This is a genomic window from Vibrio sp. H11 (assembly GCF_004804295.1).
Taxonomy (GTDB): domain Bacteria; phylum Pseudomonadota; class Gammaproteobacteria; order Enterobacterales; family Vibrionaceae; genus Vibrio; species Vibrio ostreae.
Genome location: NZ_SSHN01000002.1, coordinates 198,809 through 215,251, shown reverse-complemented (window position 1 = coordinate 215,251; position 16,443 = coordinate 198,809). Strand labels below are relative to the sequence as shown.

13 protein-coding genes are annotated in these 16,443 nt (G+C 51.4%); 4 read left to right on the top strand and 9 right to left on the bottom strand.

The genetic code is table 11. The features are described 5' to 3' along the window. Nucleotides 1-6 precede the first annotated feature (6 nt). The 3 genes from E6C74_RS03785 to E6C74_RS03775 all read left to right on the top strand — a co-directional run bounded on the left by E6C74_RS03785 (nt 7) and on the right by E6C74_RS03775 (nt 2,271). On the top strand, nt 7-627 hold the full coding sequence (locus tag E6C74_RS03785) for a TRIC cation channel family protein (RefSeq protein ID WP_136483365.1): 621 nt from the start codon (nt 7-9) through the stop codon (nt 625-627). Nucleotides 628-833: 206 nt separating this feature from the next. Further along, on the top strand, nt 834-1,247 hold the full coding sequence (locus tag E6C74_RS03780) for a VOC family protein (protein WP_136483364.1): 414 nt from the start codon (nt 834-836) through the stop codon (nt 1,245-1,247). 118 nt (nt 1,248-1,365) lie between these two features. Beyond that, nucleotides 1,366-2,271: a LysR family transcriptional regulator gene (locus tag E6C74_RS03775; RefSeq protein WP_136483363.1), complete on the top strand. Its 906-nt coding sequence runs from the start codon at nt 1,366-1,368 to the stop codon at nt 2,269-2,271. On the opposite strand, the gene E6C74_RS03770 is transcribed toward E6C74_RS03775, so the two are convergent. The 7 genes from E6C74_RS03770 to secA form a co-directional block, all read right to left on the bottom strand. Continuing rightward, entirely contained in the window at nt 2,162-2,941 is a 780-nt protein-coding gene (locus tag E6C74_RS03770; protein ID WP_136483362.1) for a TSUP family transporter, read from the bottom strand. The genes E6C74_RS03775 and E6C74_RS03770 overlap by 110 nt on opposite strands. A gap of 118 nt (nt 2,942-3,059) precedes the next feature. Further along, nucleotides 3,060-3,683 carry a serine protease gene (locus E6C74_RS03765; protein WP_136483361.1) on the bottom strand — a complete coding sequence of 208 codons (624 nt, stop codon included), beginning with the start codon at nt 3,681-3,683 and terminating at the stop codon, nt 3,060-3,062. Nucleotides 3,684-3,946: 263 nt separating this feature from the next. Next, on the bottom strand, nt 3,947-7,186 hold the full coding sequence (gene carB / locus E6C74_RS03760; protein WP_136483360.1) for a carbamoyl-phosphate synthase large subunit: 3,240 nt from the start codon (nt 7,184-7,186) through the stop codon (nt 3,947-3,949). A 16-nt stretch (nt 7,187-7,202) separates the two neighbouring features. Continuing rightward, nucleotides 7,203-8,342, bottom strand: a complete 1,140-nt coding sequence (carA, locus tag E6C74_RS03755) for a glutamine-hydrolyzing carbamoyl-phosphate synthase small subunit (RefSeq protein ID WP_136483359.1) — start codon at nt 8,340-8,342, stop codon at nt 7,203-7,205. Nucleotides 8,343-8,823: 481 nt separating this feature from the next. Continuing rightward, on the bottom strand, nt 8,824-9,633 hold the full coding sequence (gene dapB / locus E6C74_RS03750; protein WP_136483358.1) for a 4-hydroxy-tetrahydrodipicolinate reductase: 810 nt from the start codon (nt 9,631-9,633) through the stop codon (nt 8,824-8,826). A 110-nt stretch (nt 9,634-9,743) separates the two neighbouring features. Next, nucleotides 9,744-10,142, bottom strand: a complete 399-nt coding sequence (mutT, locus tag E6C74_RS03745) for an 8-oxo-dGTP diphosphatase MutT (RefSeq protein ID WP_136483357.1) — start codon at nt 10,140-10,142, stop codon at nt 9,744-9,746. A 284-nt stretch (nt 10,143-10,426) separates the two neighbouring features. Next, nucleotides 10,427-13,141 carry a preprotein translocase subunit SecA gene (gene secA / locus E6C74_RS03740; RefSeq protein ID WP_136483356.1) on the bottom strand — a complete coding sequence of 905 codons (2,715 nt, stop codon included), beginning with the start codon at nt 13,139-13,141 and terminating at the stop codon, nt 10,427-10,429. Between the two features lie 400 nt (nt 13,142-13,541). On the opposite strand from secA, the gene E6C74_RS03735 reads away from it, so the two are divergent. After that, nucleotides 13,542-14,000 (top strand): DciA family protein, encoded by a 459-nt coding sequence (locus E6C74_RS03735; RefSeq protein ID WP_168796946.1) that lies wholly within the window; start codon nt 13,542-13,544, stop codon nt 13,998-14,000. A 201-nt stretch (nt 14,001-14,201) separates the two neighbouring features. On the opposite strand, the gene lpxC is transcribed toward E6C74_RS03735, so the two are convergent. Beyond that, the gene (gene lpxC / locus E6C74_RS03730; RefSeq protein WP_136483354.1) at nt 14,202-15,119 is read right to left on the bottom strand and encodes a UDP-3-O-acyl-N-acetylglucosamine deacetylase; all 918 of its coding nucleotides are present in this window, start codon (nt 15,117-15,119) and stop codon (nt 14,202-14,204) included. Between the two features lie 97 nt (nt 15,120-15,216). Beyond that, nucleotides 15,217-16,431 (bottom strand): cell division protein FtsZ, encoded by a 1,215-nt coding sequence (gene ftsZ, locus E6C74_RS03725; RefSeq protein WP_136483353.1) that lies wholly within the window; start codon nt 16,429-16,431, stop codon nt 15,217-15,219. Nucleotides 16,432-16,443: the final 12 nt, after the last annotated feature.

Genomic DNA, 16,443 nt, shown 5'->3' with positions numbered 1-16,443 from the left:
GACATCTTGGATACTTCACTGCTCTTTCTGATCGATATGTTTGGTACTGCAGTTTTCGCCATTTCCGGCGTACTTTTAGCCGGACGGTTAAAAATGGATCCGTTCGGGGTTATTGTGCTGGCCAGCGTCACCGCCATCGGCGGCGGCACGATCCGCGACATGGCTCTGGGCGCTACCCCGGTCTTCTGGGTACGGGATACCACTTATCTGTGGGTGATCCTGATCACCTGTATTGTGATGATGATTGTGGTACGCCGCCCGAAGCGTCTGCCGTGGTGGATTCTGCCGGTGTGCGATGCCATCGGCCTGTCGGTATTTGTCGGCACCGGAGTGGAAAAAGCGCTGATGTATCAGGAATCGGCGATGATTGCGATCATCATGGGCGTGATCACCGGCTGTGGCGGCGGCATTATCCGGGATGTGCTGGCGCGCGAAATCCCGATGATACTGCGCAGTGAAGTGTATGCCACCGCTTGTATTATCGGCGGGGTATTCCATACCACTGCACTGGCGATGGGCTACGACAGCTCGACCGCGTTTATCTCCGGTACCCTGTCGACCCTGATTATCCGCCTCGGTGCGATTCGCTGGCACTTATCCCTGCCAACGTTTGCTCTGACCCGCTAACGCCAGCCATCACCGCTGGCAGTGGCTTAACGCTGCGTCGCAAACCACCTTAATCGGTGGTTTTTTTATTGCTTTATCCTGCTTTTTTTCCGCCACCAGACGAATTTCTCACCCAGCCCAGGCAATTAAATAAAGTAAAATGTTTACTTAATCAGTTTTACACGACTAAGCTGAAAGAGCAGACCGATAATAACAAGGAGAATGTCATGTCAGCTTATGTCGAACACGCCAATATCACCGTCGCCGATTTAGATCAGGCGATTGTGTTTTTACAGACTGCTGTGCCGGAATTTACCGTGCGTCATCAGGGACAAAACCGCTATCGCTGGTGTCATATCGGTACAGAGCACAGTTACATCGCCCTGCAAGAAGTCGTCGAGCGCACTGAGCCGGACCGCACCCCTTATGTCGATGTCGGTATTAACCATATCGGTATTGTGGTCGATGACAGCCACGCTGTGGAGCAGCGCCTGCTTGCCGCCGGCTATCGTGCCAATGAATTGAGTGAAGACAGTGCGTACCGGCGCCGGGTGTACTTTTTCGACCCGAGCGGAACAGAGTGGGAATTCATCGAATATTTCTCTGCCGACCCGGCGCAGCGTAATCATTATCCGGAGTAAGTGCCAGCCAAAGCGGTCAAAGATAAGGTCAGTGCTGCTTGGTGTGCGCTGCGACATAGACTCATTGGCGGCTTAGGGTACAATAGGACTATCTATTCCTGATTGTCATTGAAAGCCCATGCTATTGGAAGGCATTGAAACTTTGCTGGTACTGAGCAAAGAAAAAACCATGAGTCGTACCGGTAGTCAGCTGTATATCAGCCAGTCTGCGGTCAGCAAACGGATTGCAAATCTGGAAAAAAAACTAGGTAAAAAGCTGATTGCTCCGGCTGGCCGCCAGGTCAAACTGACTGCCGAAGCCGAGCAGCTGATTGCCAATATCGGCCCGACCTTTAACGAACTGCGCGGCATGATTTTCGAGCAGCAGGCGCTGGAAGACAACACCCAGATCCGCCTCGACTGCTCGGAAACGCTGGTGGCCGGTTACCTTAGCAAGGTGATGGGCCAGTTTCGCCAACGCGACCCGCATTTTACCATCACCACCCACCATACCCCGCGTATCGTTGAACATGTCCAGTCCGGTAAAGCGACTTTAGGCTTCTGCGCCGGTTATCTGCCGGGCAATCACGGCCTGATGGCTTTTCACCTGTATGACGAGCCATTCTGTATTGTCAGTCACAGCCAGCTCAGCGGTCTGCCGGCTGAGCTGGTGACCAACGATCTGAACAATCCGGCCAATACCTACCAGGCCGCGATCCTGGAACGACTCGGTATCACGCCGGTAATGGAAATGGACTCCTACACCGCCGCCGCCCAACTGGCGCTGGGCGGAATGACTCCGGCGCTGGTGCCTTTATCAATCGTCAATGCATTGAAAATAGAGCCGGGCTACTGCCACTATTTTGCCGAGCTGGCGCCGCTGTTTCGCCCAATTCACATCTGTGTACGCGCGACCAGCTACCGCTCGCAAAGGGTCAGAACATTGATAGCAACCATTGAGAGTGCTGTTCCCACAACAGCTTGGTCGCCATCAGCATCGACATCACAATCACCAGCGGACGGATCCACTGCTGGCCTTTACTGATCACCACTTTCGCGCCCAGGCGGGCACCGATAAAGCCGCCGACGGCCATCGTCAGACCAAGCTGCCAGATAGGCAGACCGGCTATCAGGAAAAAGGTCAGCGCGGCAATGTTGGAGGTAAAGTTGAGTACCTTGGTACGTGCGGTGGCTTCCACCAGACTGAAATGGCCCAGCACCACAAAACAGACGGTAAAAATTGACCCTGTGCCCGGGCCAAAAAAGCCATCATAAAAGCCGACTCCGCCACCGACACAAAACGCAAACAGCGCTTCCGGCAGAGGCTTTTTACCTGAATCAGCACGGGTTTGCGGTGCCAGCAGAAAGTAGAGTGAGATAGCAATCAGCAGCAGCGGGATCAGGCTGGTCAAAAGCGAGGCATCTATCACCTGCACCAGCTCAGCACCGGCGGCAGAACCAACAAAGGTACACACAATCGCCAGGCGCATATCTTTGAGGCTGACAATGCCGTTACGGATAAAATACCAGCTGGCGGAAAAGCTACCGAACGAACTCTGCAGCTTATTGGTCGCCAAAGCCTGAGTCGGCGGCACCCCGGCCGCCAGCAGAGCCGGCACGGTCAGGAGTCCTCCCCCTCCGGCCATCGCATCAATAAACCCGGCCACACCCGCGACCACAAACAGCAGAGCTAAAATATCTAACGAGACTTCCATGAACTTCCAAAACTGAGACGAGAAAGGCTACACGCTACCACTGCGCCCCGTCCGCTAACAGCGAATTGAAAGAAAATAATCCATTCCTAATATTCAACGATAAAATCCCGTAGCGCGATTAACGATAGTAATCTTTGCCCGTTACCAGTTGCAGCCAGTCTTTCACGGCATATAAAGAAACAAATACCGCCGGATGAGAGGCTTGCTCTCCGTTCGGCCAGAGGACACTGCCCGAGACATAACCATGATTGATGCCAATCAGCTCAGCATGATCATTATAAACCCCGCCACCAGACATACCGCTGGACACGACACCGGTTGTGGCCGACATCTGGCATCCGTCCCAGCCCTGAACAAATACATCGCCGACATACTTACCCTTGCTCGCCGACAGAGGCAGTCCTATCGGATAGCCGACATGCAGGATTTCCTGGCCATTAAACACCATACCTACCGCAGCAGAAATGGTGCCGGCATTTTTGACCAGTGCAATATCGCAGTAAGGATGGTAGTAAACTTCTCTGCCCTGCAGAGCCAGAATGACCCGGTTGTGTTTCGCTGTCAGTATCCAGCTTTCATCCAGCCTGGCCATCGAACCTTCTAAACTGGCAAGTACCGGAATTCCAATAAATATTTTCTGGTTGTTTTGCTCTATCGTGCCATCGATATCACTCCTGGCGATCCATTGACTGCTGCATCCGGTCAGTAGTAAGCACAACATAATGACGAAACGTTTCAACATGACTCATCACTCCGTTCAGTAAGGAGGAACTAGCCACATTGACAATTCAATCAGTAAAGTTTGTTGTTTTTATGATAAAACCCACATTAATAATAGGGAAAGTAGAAACGAAGATGAGCAAGTGATGCCGTTGTCGCAAAAAATAGACAAGCTTTCAGCTGTGCTACCAAACTGAGTCATAGCGACAGGAAATAAAAAAGCCCGCTCAGATGAGCGGGCAATGAGGTTGTCAGATAAGTTTTACTTACCCGTATTGTTATCCGTTATGCTTTTGCAGCCTGATCAGCGCGCACTTGTGCGTGCAGTTCCTGAACTGACGTTACGTTCGCTTTCGCATCCGCAGTGTGAGACATACAGGTTGCAAACGCCGCATTCAGCGTTGTGGTGTAGTTCACTTTCTCAGCCAGAGCGCCGCGACGCAGAACTTTTGAGTCTTCAATCGCCTGACGGCCGGCAGCCGTGTTGATGATGTAGGTGTACTCATTGTTCTTGATACGGTCCAGAATGTGCGGACGACCTTCGTGTACCTTGTTGACCAGACGAGGGTTGATACCCGCTTCGCCCAGAATCACAGCCGTACCGTGAGTGGCATCCAGTTTGTAGCCCAGTTTCTCCAGCTTAGAAGCCAGGTCAACCACACGCTCTTTGTCGCCTTCACGCACAGACAGCAGTGCACGGCCACCTTCAGGGTACACGTTGCCACAGCCCAGTTCCGCTTTCGCGAAAGCTTCAGCAAACGTTGCACCAACACCCATCACTTCACCGGTAGAGCGCATTTCAGGGCCAAGCAGCGGGTCAACACCCGGGAACTTGTTAAAAGGCAGCACCACTTCTTTGACTGAGTAGTACGGTGGAATGATCTCTTTGGTGAAACCTTGCTGTTCCAGAGACTGGCCAGCCATGACGCGCGCAGCGATTTTCGCCAGCGGTGCACCGGTTGCTTTCGATACGAAAGGCACGGTACGGGCCGCACGCGGGTTCACTTCAATCAGGTAAACTTCGTTGTCTTTGACCGCAAACTGCGTGTTCATCAGACCACGAACGCCCAGTTCCATCGCCAGTTTCTCAACCTGCTCACGCATCTTGTCCTGGATTTCCTGGCTCAGCGTGTACGCTGGCAGAGAACATGCCGAGTCACCGGAGTGAACACCTGCCTGCTCAATGTGCTCCATGATACCGCCGATCACAACGCGCTCGCCGTCACAGATAGCATCGATGTCAACTTCGGTTGCATCATCCAGGAAACGGTCCAGCAGAACCGGAGACTCGTTCGATACGCTCACCGCCTCGTTGAAGTAACGACGCAGGTCTGCTTCATCATATACGATTTCCATCGCACGGCCGCCCAGCACGTAAGAAGGACGAACCACCAGCGGGAAGCCGATCTCTTTTGATTTCTCAACCGCTTGTTCGATTGCAGTCACGGTCGCGTTTTCTGGCTGTTTCAGACCCAGACGCTCAACCGCGTGCTGGAAACGCTCACGGTCTTCTGCGCGGTCAATCGCATCCGGGCTGGTACCAATGATAGGCACACCTGCCGCTTCCAGCGCACGCGCCAGTTTGAGCGGAGTCTGTCCGCCGTACTGCACGATAACGCCTTTTGGTTTTTCAACGCGTACAATGGCCAGTACATCTTCCAGAGTCACGGGTTCAAAGTACAGACGGTCTGACGTGTCGTAGTCAGTCGATACGGTTTCCGGGTTACAGTTCACCATGATGGTCTCGTAACCGTCTTCACGTAGCGCCAGTGACGCATGCACACAGCAATAGTCAAATTCGATACCCTGACCGATACGGTTCGGACCACCGCCCAGAACCATGATTTTGTCTTTGTCAGTCGGGTTCGCTTCACACTCGTCATCGTAAGATGAGTACATGTACGCAGTGTCAGATGAAAACTCAGCGGCACAGGTATCCACACGTTTGTAAACCGGGTGAATGTTGAACTGGTCACGCAGACGGCGGATTTCGCTTTCCGCTACGCCCAGCAGAGCAGACAGACGAGCATCCGAGAAGCCTTTGCGCTTCATCGCGCGCAGTGTGGTCTCAGTCAGACCGGCAAAGCCACCCGCTTTGATGTCATTTTCCATCAGTACCAGTTCTTCAATCTGAACCAGGAACCAACGGTCGATGTTCGTCAGGTTGAATACACCGTCGACCGACATACCGGCACGGAATGCATCAGCAATGTACCAGATACGCTCGGCACCTGCGTCTTTCAGCTCGTGACGAATCTTAGTCAGTGCATCCGGAGCATCCAGATCGACCATTTCGTCCAAACCGTTAGCACCCACTTCCAGACCGCGTAGTGCTTTCTGCAGTGATTCTTGCTGGTTACGGCCGATCGCCATCACTTCACCGACAGATTTCATCTGCGTGGTCAGACGGTTGTTAGCACCCGCAAATTTCTCGAAGTTAAAGCGAGGAATCTTGGTCACAACGTAGTCGATGGTCGGCTCGAACGACGCCGGAGTTGCACCGCCGGTGATGTCGTTCATCAGCTCGTCCAGCGTAAAGCCGACTGCCAGTTTGGCGGCGACTTTTGCAATCGGGAAACCGGTCGCTTTTGAGGCCAGTGCAGAAGAGCGCGATACACGCGGGTTCATCTCGATGATAACCATACGGCCATCTTTCGGGTTGATACCAAACTGTACGTTTGAACCACCGGTTTCTACGCCGATTTCGCGCAGAACCGCCAGAGATGCGTTACGCATCAGCTGGTACTCTTTGTCAGTCAGAGTCTGGGCCGGTGCCACAGTGATCGAGTCACCAGTGTGGATACCCATAGGATCGAAGTTTTCGATCGCACACACGATGATGCAGTTGTCCGCTTTGTCGCGCACCACTTCCATCTCGTACTCTTTCCAGCCGATCAGAGATTCGTCAATCAGCAGCTCGTTGGTTGGCGACAGGTCCAGACCACGGCGACAGATTTCTTCAAATTCTTCTTTGTTGTAAGCGATACCGCCGCCGGTACCACCCATAGTGAACGAAGGACGGATGATACATGGGAAACCCACCATATCCAGCACGCGGTATGCTTCTTCCATTGTCTTCGCGGTATCGGCTCGTGGACACTCCAGGCCGATAGATTTCATCGCTTTATCAAAGCGCGAGCGGTCTTCTGCTTTATCAATCGCATCCGCCGTTGCACCGATCATCTCCACGCCGAACTCTTCCAGCACGCCATGTTTTTCCAGCGCCAGCGCACAGTTCAGTGCCGTCTGGCCACCCATGGTTGGCAGAATCGCATCCGGACGCTCTTTTTCGATGATCTTACGCACAACTTCCCACTGGATTGGCTCGATGTAAGTCGCATCCGCCATTTCCGGGTCAGTCATAATGGTCGCCGGGTTAGAGTTGACCAGGATAACGCGGTAACCCTCTTCACGCAGCGCTTTACACGCCTGCGCGCCAGAGTAGTCAAACTCACAAGCCTGACCGATAACAATTGGACCAGCACCTAAAATCAGAATGCTTTTAATGTCAGTACGTTTTGGCATTGTTTACTACTCCAAATTAAGCGCGGTGTTGTTTAATCAATTCAATGAAGTGGTCGAAAAGCGGTGCCGCATCGTGTGGGCCCGGGCTCGCCTCAGGGTGACCCTGGAAGCTGAATGCCGGCTTGTCCGTACGGTGGATACCTTGCAGTGAACCATCAAACAGCGATTTATGAGTCGCACGCAGGTTCTCCGGCAGAGTCGCTTCATCGGCCGCAAAACCGTGGTTTTGCGAGGTGATCATCACGACATTACGATCCAGATCTTTCACCGGGTGGTTAGCACCGTGGTGACCGAACTTCATCTTGACCGTTTTAGCGCCTGAGGCCAGTGCCAGAATCTGGTGGCCCAGACAGATACCGAAGACCGGCAGACCTTTTTCAAGGAATGTCTTGGTTGCTTCGATAGCGTAAGTGCATGGTTCAGGGTCACCCGGGCCGTTTGACAGGAACACGCCATCCGGATTCAGCGCCAGAACGTCCTCGGCAGACGTTTCAGCCGGAACCACAGTCAGACGACAGCCACGGTCAACCAGCATACGCAGGATGTTACGTTTCGCACCGAAATCGTAAGCCACAACGTGGTACGGCAGTTCGCTGTCATCTTTCGCTTCAGGCAGTCCGCCTTCCAGCGTCCATGAACCTTGCTTCCATTCGTAAGCTTCTTTCGTCGTTACTACTTTCGCCAAATCCATCCCTTTCAGGCCCGGGAACTCTTGTGCTTTTGCCAGCGCCAGAGCTTCATCCAGGTTATCGCCTGCCAGAATGCAACCGTTCTGAGCACCTTTTTCACGCAGAATGCGAGTCAGCTTACGGGTATCGATATCCGCAATGCCGACGATGTTTTGCGATTTAAGGTAATCAGAAAGGGAACGTTCACTACGGAAGTTAGAAGCGATAAGAGGAAGATCGCGGATCACAAGGCCTTGTGCATGAATCTGGGATGATTCTTCATCTTCGGCATTGGTGCCGGTATTGCCAATGTGAGGGTAAGTAAGGGTAACGATTTGTTGAGAATAGGAAGGATCAGTGAGGATTTCTTGGTACCCCGTCATCGAGGTATTAAAAACGACTTCACCAACGGACGAACCATCTGCTCCAATGGAAATTCCGTGGAACACTGTCCCATCTTCCAGGACTAACAGTGCTGATTTACTCAAGACAACCTCCAGAATAAAAATGCAAAAATTTTAAATTAAACTGCACATTTGCCTTCCTGTTCGCATTTTAACTTTGCTTTAGGGCATATCAGACAAATTGGCGGTATTCTAATTATCACCGTGACTTCTGTCAATAATTGTTCAAAAATAAAATTGGAATTTGACCTATTACAACGAAAAATTCACTCAAACACAGCAAAACTACATGTTTTGGCCGGTTTGAGAATTAACTTATGCAGAATTGAATAAAAAACAGCCACACAGAGTCAATCTTGGCGTTTTTTTTGCTATCCCGATTGAGGCAAACGATAATCTGGATTTTTTAACACATAAAAAATCGATTACATTCCATTTTTTACTTCAAACTAAAATAATAAGCAGAAAAGTAGTCAGGAAAGACTAAAAAAGGATGAGATGATTTTGCTGAGTTTAACAGAAAGGAAACGAATGCGCCAAGGGGTCTTGGCGCATAATTATGTAATTAGAGATCGTTAAGACCGATCACGTCTGTCATGGTGTAGAAACCCGCTGATTTTTCATCCAGCCAGATCGCTGCCTTAACGGCGCCATTGGCAAAGGTCATGCGGTCGGTCGCTTTGTGGGTGATCTCAACCCGCTCACCGATATCAGCAAACATCGCAGTATGCTCACCGACAATATCGCCTGCGCGGATAGTGGCAAAACCAATTTCGTTACGGCTGCGCTCGCCGGTAATACCTTCACGGGCATACACAGCCACATCGCTGAGCTTATTGCCCATCGCACCGGCAATCGCTTCACCCATGCCGATAGCAGTGCCGGACGGCGCATCGACTTTATGACGGTGATGCGCTTCGACGATTTCGATATCGCAGTAGTCACCCATCACTTTGGCCGCTTTTTCCAGCAGCTTGAACACCAGGTTAACACCCACACTGTAGTTCGGTGCCATCACGATTGGAATAAGCTTAGCAGCTTCATCAATTTGCGCGCGCTCTTGTTCACTGAAACCTGTGGTACCAATCACCAGCTTCTTACCATGTTTTTTACACAACTCCAGGTTAGCCAGCGTGCTGACCGGGGCGGTAAAATCAATAATGACGTCAAACTGGTCAATCACCTGCTCCAGGTTGTCGACCAGGGCAACATCAAAACGGCCTTCACCGCACAGTTCACCGACATCGACCCCCACCAGAGATGACTCGGGACGTTCTGAACCCGCACCCACAGTAGACAGCGGGTTATGATGCGTCGCTTTAACCAGATTACGGCCCATACGACCGGCAGCGCCTGCAATCGCAATTCTTACCATTGCGTATTCTCCATTCTTTTGTTCATTCGTGCAGAGCACGATGGTTCCTGCTAGTAACGATAAACTATCAACTATCGCTGGCTGTGGCTAGCACTTACTGTGGCTGAGCGTTAAGCGAATTCTCTCAGCACGCGCTCCAGCACGGGCACGTTGGCTTCCGGGAAAGGATAGTCTTTCAGATCGGCGACTTTAACCCACTGCCCACTTTGTCCTTCACGTCCGTAAGGCTGGCCGTTAAACGCCGTCACTAGGATGAAATCAAACTTGAGTGATTTTTCCGGATAGTCATATTCCAGGTGCTCGAAACACGCCTGCTCAGTGACTTCAATGCCAATCTCTTCGTTGAGTTCGCGCGTCATCGCCTGTTCAATTGACTCACCCGCTTCAACTTTGCCGCCGGGAAATTCCCAGAAACCGCCTTTATGCAGGTTATCCGGACGCTTAGTGATAAAAATGTGTGATTGGTCGGGATTAAAAATAATCCCTGCGACGATATGAATACGTTTCATATAAATTCCTGTGCATTAGAACTCGGAGCTCACTATTGACCGACTAGATTATCGCTCAAGATGTGAAAGTCCAGAGTTAGCTGCGCCCGGCCGTTATCATCTGAGATCAGGCTGAGCATAAATATGCAATAGATTGCGTTCTAAAAAAACTCATCAGAGAAAGTGGGCTTAGCAACAAAGCCATGACCCTCTCTGTAAACGGGCGGGCAATCTCAAAACACTGACCAGCAGACCAACAGACAAAAAAAGAGCCGCCCTGGGGCGACTCTCTGTTTCAATCAGGATCAGGCAATCTTGCCATGACACTGTTTGTATTTTTTACCACTGCCACACGGACAAGGTTCGTTGCGACCGACTTTACGCTCGTCACGCACTTGTGGCTGATGATCATTCGGCTCGTCGTCGGAACCATCCACGCTCTGGTGCTGAGCCTGAGCCAGACGTGCCGCTTCTTCAGCCTGCACCCGGCGCTGCTCTTCCATGCGTTCCACTTCTTCCTGCTGCTGAACACGAACTTTGGACAGAATCATGATCACATCAGATTTCAGTGAATCAAGCAGACCTTCAAACAGTTCAAACGACTCGCGTTTGTACTCCTGTTTCGGGTTTTTCTGCGCGTAACCACGCAGGTGAATGCCCTGACGCAGGTGATCCATCGCCGCCAGATGCTCTTTCCACAGCGTATCCAGAGTCTGCAGCATCACCGATTTCTCGAAGTTGCGCATTACAGATTCGCCCACTGCGGCTTCTTTCTGCTGGTAAACGGTGACCGCCTGCTCAAGGATACGCTCACGCAGCGCTTCTTCGTACAGTTTGTCGTCGTTATCCAGCCATTCCTGCAGCGGCAGTTCCAGATCAAAGTCGTTTTTGAGGCGATCCTGCAGGCCGGTGATATCCCACATATCTTCCAGTGACTGCGGCGGGATGTATTCATCAATCACAGCCGTCAATACATCGATACGGTTTTGTTCAATCATCTCACTGATGTTGTCTGCCACCATCAGCTCATCACGCAGCTCGTACACCACTTTACGCTGGTCGTTTGCCACATCATCGTATTCCAGCAGCTGCTTACGAATATCGAAGTTGCGGCCTTCCACTTTACGCTGGGCCTTTTCGATCGAGCGCGACAGCATCTTGCTTTCGATCGCTTCGCCTTCTTCCATACCGCTCTGGATCAGGCTCGCCATCCGATCTGAGGTGAAGATACGCAACAGGGTATCTTCCATCGACAGATAGAATCGGGTTGAACCCGCATCCCCCTGACGGCCGGCACGACCACGTAACTGGTTATCGATACGACGTGATTCGTGACGCTCAGTACCGATAATGTGCAGACCACCGGATGCCAGTACCGCATCGTGCACCTGTTTCCACTCTGCTTTGATCTCGGCAATCTGTTCCGGAGTCGGGTTATCCAGCGTCTCAACTTTAGACTGCCAGCTGCCACCCAGCACGATATCGGTACCACGACCGGCCATGTTGGTCGCGATAGTCACCGAACCCGGTTTACCCGCTTCCGCAACGATTTCCGCTTCTTTTTCGTGGAACTTGGCGTTCAGCACGTTGTGCTTGATGTTGTCTTTCTTCAGCGCGTTGGAGAGCAGTTCCGACTTTTCAATCGATACCGTACCCACCAGTACCGGCTGGCCTTTTTCGACCCGTGCCTTGATGTCTTCTTTAATCGCGGCAAATTTTTCTAATTCGGTACGGTACACCACATCCGGCATATCGTTACGAATCATTGGTTTGTTGGTTGGAATCACCACAGTTTCCAGACCGTAGATCGACTGAAACTCGAACGCTTCAGTATCTGCAGTACCCGTCATACCCGACAGTTTTTCGTACAGACGGAAGAAGTTCTGGAACGTAATCGAAGCCAGAGTCTGGTTTTCGTTCTGGATCTTCACGCCTTCTTTGGCTTCCACCGCCTGGTGCAGGCCATCCGACCAGCGACGACCCGGCATGGTACGACCGGTGTGTTCGTCAACAATGACCACTTCGCCATTGTCCGTCACGATGTAATCGACGTTCTTCTCAAACAGAACGTGAGCGCGCAGTGCCGCGTTCACATGGTGCAGCAGGCTGATGTTAGCTGGCGAGTAAAGGGTATCACCCTCTTCCATCAGGCCATTGTTGATCAGCAGCTCTTCGACATATTCCTGACCGGTCTCGGTCAGATAAACCTGTTTGGATTTTTCATCCACGGTGTAGTGACCGTCACCACGGTACTCTTCCGAATCCTCTTTATCCTGCAGCTTCAGGTGCGGGATCAGAGTATTAATCTTAGTGTACAGCTCAGAACTGTCTTCTGCCGGACCGGAAATGATCAGCGGAGTACGTGCTTCATCGATCAGGATCGAGTCCACTTCATCGACCACAGCAAAGAAACGTTCACGCTGCACACGGTCTTCCACACGGAAGGCCATGTTGTCACGCAGGTAGTCAAAACCGAATTCGTTGTTGGTGCCGTACAGGATATCCGCTTGATACGCTTCTTTTTTCTCTTGTGGTGGCATGTTCGGTACGTTGACGCCGACGGTCATACCGAGAAATTCGAACAGCGCACGGTTGGTTTCCGCGTCGCGTTTAGCCAGATAGTCGTTGACGGTGACAATATGCACGCCTTTACCGGGCAGCGCATTCAGATAAGCCGGCAGGGTTGCGGTCAGGGTTTTACCTTCACCGGTACGCATCTCTGCGATTTGGCCGGCATTAAGCACCATGCCACCAATAAGCTGCACGTCGAAATGACGCATGCCAAAGACACGTTTAGAGGCTTCACGTACGGTTGCAAAGGCTTCTGGAAGGAGTTGGTCGAGCGATTCGCCCTGTTCAATACGTTGACGGAATTCGACGGTCTTGGCTTTTAGTTCATCGTCAGAAAGTGTTTCAAATGCAGGTTCGTAGTTGTTGATCTCTTTTACGATTTTTCTTAAGCGACGCAATGTACGGTCATTGCGGCTGCCAACCACTTTGGTCAGTAACTTAGTTATCATTGATGTGAATCTCTCTTTACTTCGATCATCCCGATCTACTTAATGCCTTTGTAGTGTCTACCTAATTTCAACTAAGGATACTGAGGTATGTCATGTATCTTGGGATATTGTGATGGTGACGCGTATTTTCAAGGCAGTAAATGAATTAAGTGGCGCCTAGTTTAGAGAATTTTTGTCCGAACAACCATGCTCAAACCCGTTTGTTTACAGCAAGCTTACTAATTTGTGCGCTCAAGCCACTGTTTAGTGCGTCATTGGTCATCAAAGCGCACTGCAGCAGGCCGGTTGATGCCGGTGTGTAGCGCTCAACTGCCGGGCGCTTCTGGCTCAGTGCAGATCCATTTTCGTTCAGGGCCGATAACAGTTAGAATAAAACCAGACCCATTACCGGATGCACCCGATGCGCGATCACCGCCCGACCAACACTGAAGAACTGCTCGAAGCATCGCGACTCAAGCAGGTGCAAGAGCATGCCAAAGAAATTCTCCAGCTCAATCAAATCCTCAAAACGCTGTTGCCACGCGGCACGGAAAAGCATGTGCGCGCCGCCAACATCCGCGGTGGCCATCTGATCCTCGAAGCCGCCAGCGCGGCGATCAAAATGAAGATCGACTACGATCGTCTGTCACTACTCAATCAGCTGCGCGCGCAAGGCTTTGGGCGCTTGATCAGCATAGAGATCCGGATCAACCCGGCTCTCTATCGCGGCAATTCTGCCGCGGCGGCAAAAAAAGACGAGGCAAAAGCTCGCCCTCCCCTGACTGATCATGCCGCCCATGTGTTGATGACCATCGCCGAAAATGCGTCACCCAAAGTGCGTAAGCGACTAGAAAGCCTGGCCAAACTTGCCAAAAAGTAGTCATCCGCCAAAGGGAAAGCACGGTAACGGATGCCAGTCGCTGTCTATGCCAATAGCTGCGTAACTCATACCTTATATGTAAGCAATACCGATAGCTGTGTAAATCCTACCAAGCGCCAAATTTCAGACACAAAAAAGCCAGACCTGAGTCTGGCTTTATTATTCTTTCGACCTGATGACAGGCTTTCAAGCGCTGATGCGTTAAGCAATCACCATGTTTGGTTCTGCAAATGCCACCGGAGAGCCCACTTCTTCTTCGAAGGTCGCCCATTCCCACGCTTCCTGATCCGCCAGTACTGCGCGCAGCAACTGGTTATTCAGACCGTGGCCCGATTTGTAGGCACAGAATTCACCGACAATCGCGTGTCCGCTCATGTACAGGTCGCCGATTGCGTCCAGGACTTTATGGGTCACGAATTCGTTGGCAAAACGCAGGCCTTCTTCGTTCAGAATGCGGTAATCATCCAGTACGATAGCACAATCGAAGCTACCACCCAGACACAGGTTCTGTGACTGTAAGTATTCGATATCACGCATGAAACCAAAGGTACGTGCACGGGAAATCTCTTTTACAAAGCCTTGCGATGAGAAGTCGAACACCAGATGCTGTTCGTCACCATCAATCGCCGGGTGATTGAATTCGATTTCGAAGTCCATTTTGAAGCCGTTATGCGGGCGCAGTTCCGCCCACTTGTCGCCGTCTTCAATGCGAACTGGTTTCTTAATACGAATGAATCGCTTAGGTGCGTTCAACGTTTCTACGCCCGCTTGTTGCAGCAGGTATACAAATGGACTCGCACTACCGTCCATAATCGGAATTTCCGGCGCATCCACTTCAACGATCACGTTGTCGATGCCCATACCCGCTAACGCTGCGCTCAGGTGCTCAACGGTAGAGATACGAATGCCTTCGTCATTCACCAGAGCGGTACACAACATGGTGTCACGTACAGATTCTGGGTCAGCCGGGAAATCCACTGGTGGATTTACGTCAGTACGACGGTAAACGATACCCGTGTTTGCAGCAGCTGGGCGAAGAGTTAACGTGACCTTACGACCAGAGTGAAGTCCCACCCCAGTTGTTTTCACTATTTCTTTCAGTGTACGTTGTCTAATCATCTACTTGCCTCTAAATCGATGCCACAAAGCTCGGCCGATATACTTACCGACCGACATCCTACCAGAATTTTGAACAGTGTCAAATTGTGGCGAGATTCTAATCAGCCTGACGACGTAAGAAAGCCGGGATATCCAGATATCCGTTTTCTTTCTCTTGCTTAGGCGCAGTGCTTTGGCTTGCTGAAGCAGACGCTGAGCTCTGAGCCGGTGCTGGCTGAGTTTTCACTTCTACTTTTTCTTGCAAAGGTTGTGCCGGTTTTTCTTCCACTTTCGCTGCGACTGCCGCTTGTTGTGGTTGAGCTGCCTGCGCAGGTTTCGCTTTACCGCCGGCGACCAGAGTGATATCCGGTTTACGCTCGTTGCCGATACCTGTGGCAACAACCGTTACGCGAATCTCTTCAGCCATATCCGGATCCAGAGAAGTACCGATCACGACAGTCGCATTGTCAGAAGCAAATGCTTTAACAGTGTTACCAACCGTTTCGAACTCATCCAGACGCATATCCAGACCTGCGGTAATGTTAACCAGTACGCCTCGCGCGCCAGCCAGGTCGATATCTTCCAGCAGTGGGCTGGAAATCGCCATTTCGGCCGCTTCTTCAGCACGGTCTTCACCTTTCGCAACACCGCTACCCATCATGGCGTGACCCATTTCCGACATTACGGTACGTACGTCCGCAAAGTCGACGTTGATCATACCCGGACGAGTAATCAGTTCTGCGATACCTTGTACTGCATTCTTAAGTACGTCGTTCGCGCTGGCAAAGGCTTCAAGTAAAGTGATCCCACGACCCAGTACTTTCAGTAGTTTTTCGTTTGGAATAGTGATCAGAGAGTCAACATGCTTAGACAGCTCTTCAATCCCCTGTTCCGCGAACGAAAGACGTTTTTTACCTTCAAAGCTGAATGGCTTGGTCACTACAGCAACGGTCAGGATGCCAAGTTCTTTAGCCACTTCCGCAATCACAGGAGCAGCACCGGTACCGGTACCGCCACCCATACCAGCGGCGACAAATACCATATCGGCACCTTCGAGAACTTCTTTAATACGTTCTCTGTCTTCGAGAGCTGCATCACGTCCTACTTGCGGATTAGCACCCGCACCCAGGCCTTTGGTGATATCGCCACCGATTTGAATGACTGTGCTTACGCTGGTTTTACGAAGCGCTTGTGCATCTGTATTGATACTGATGAATTCCACGCCTTCGATGGACTCACGTACCATGTGTTCAACGGCGTTACCACCGCCACCACCAACCCCAACGACTTTGATTACAGCTTCGTCAGACATTTCCATCATCGGTTCAAACATGTGTTATCTCCG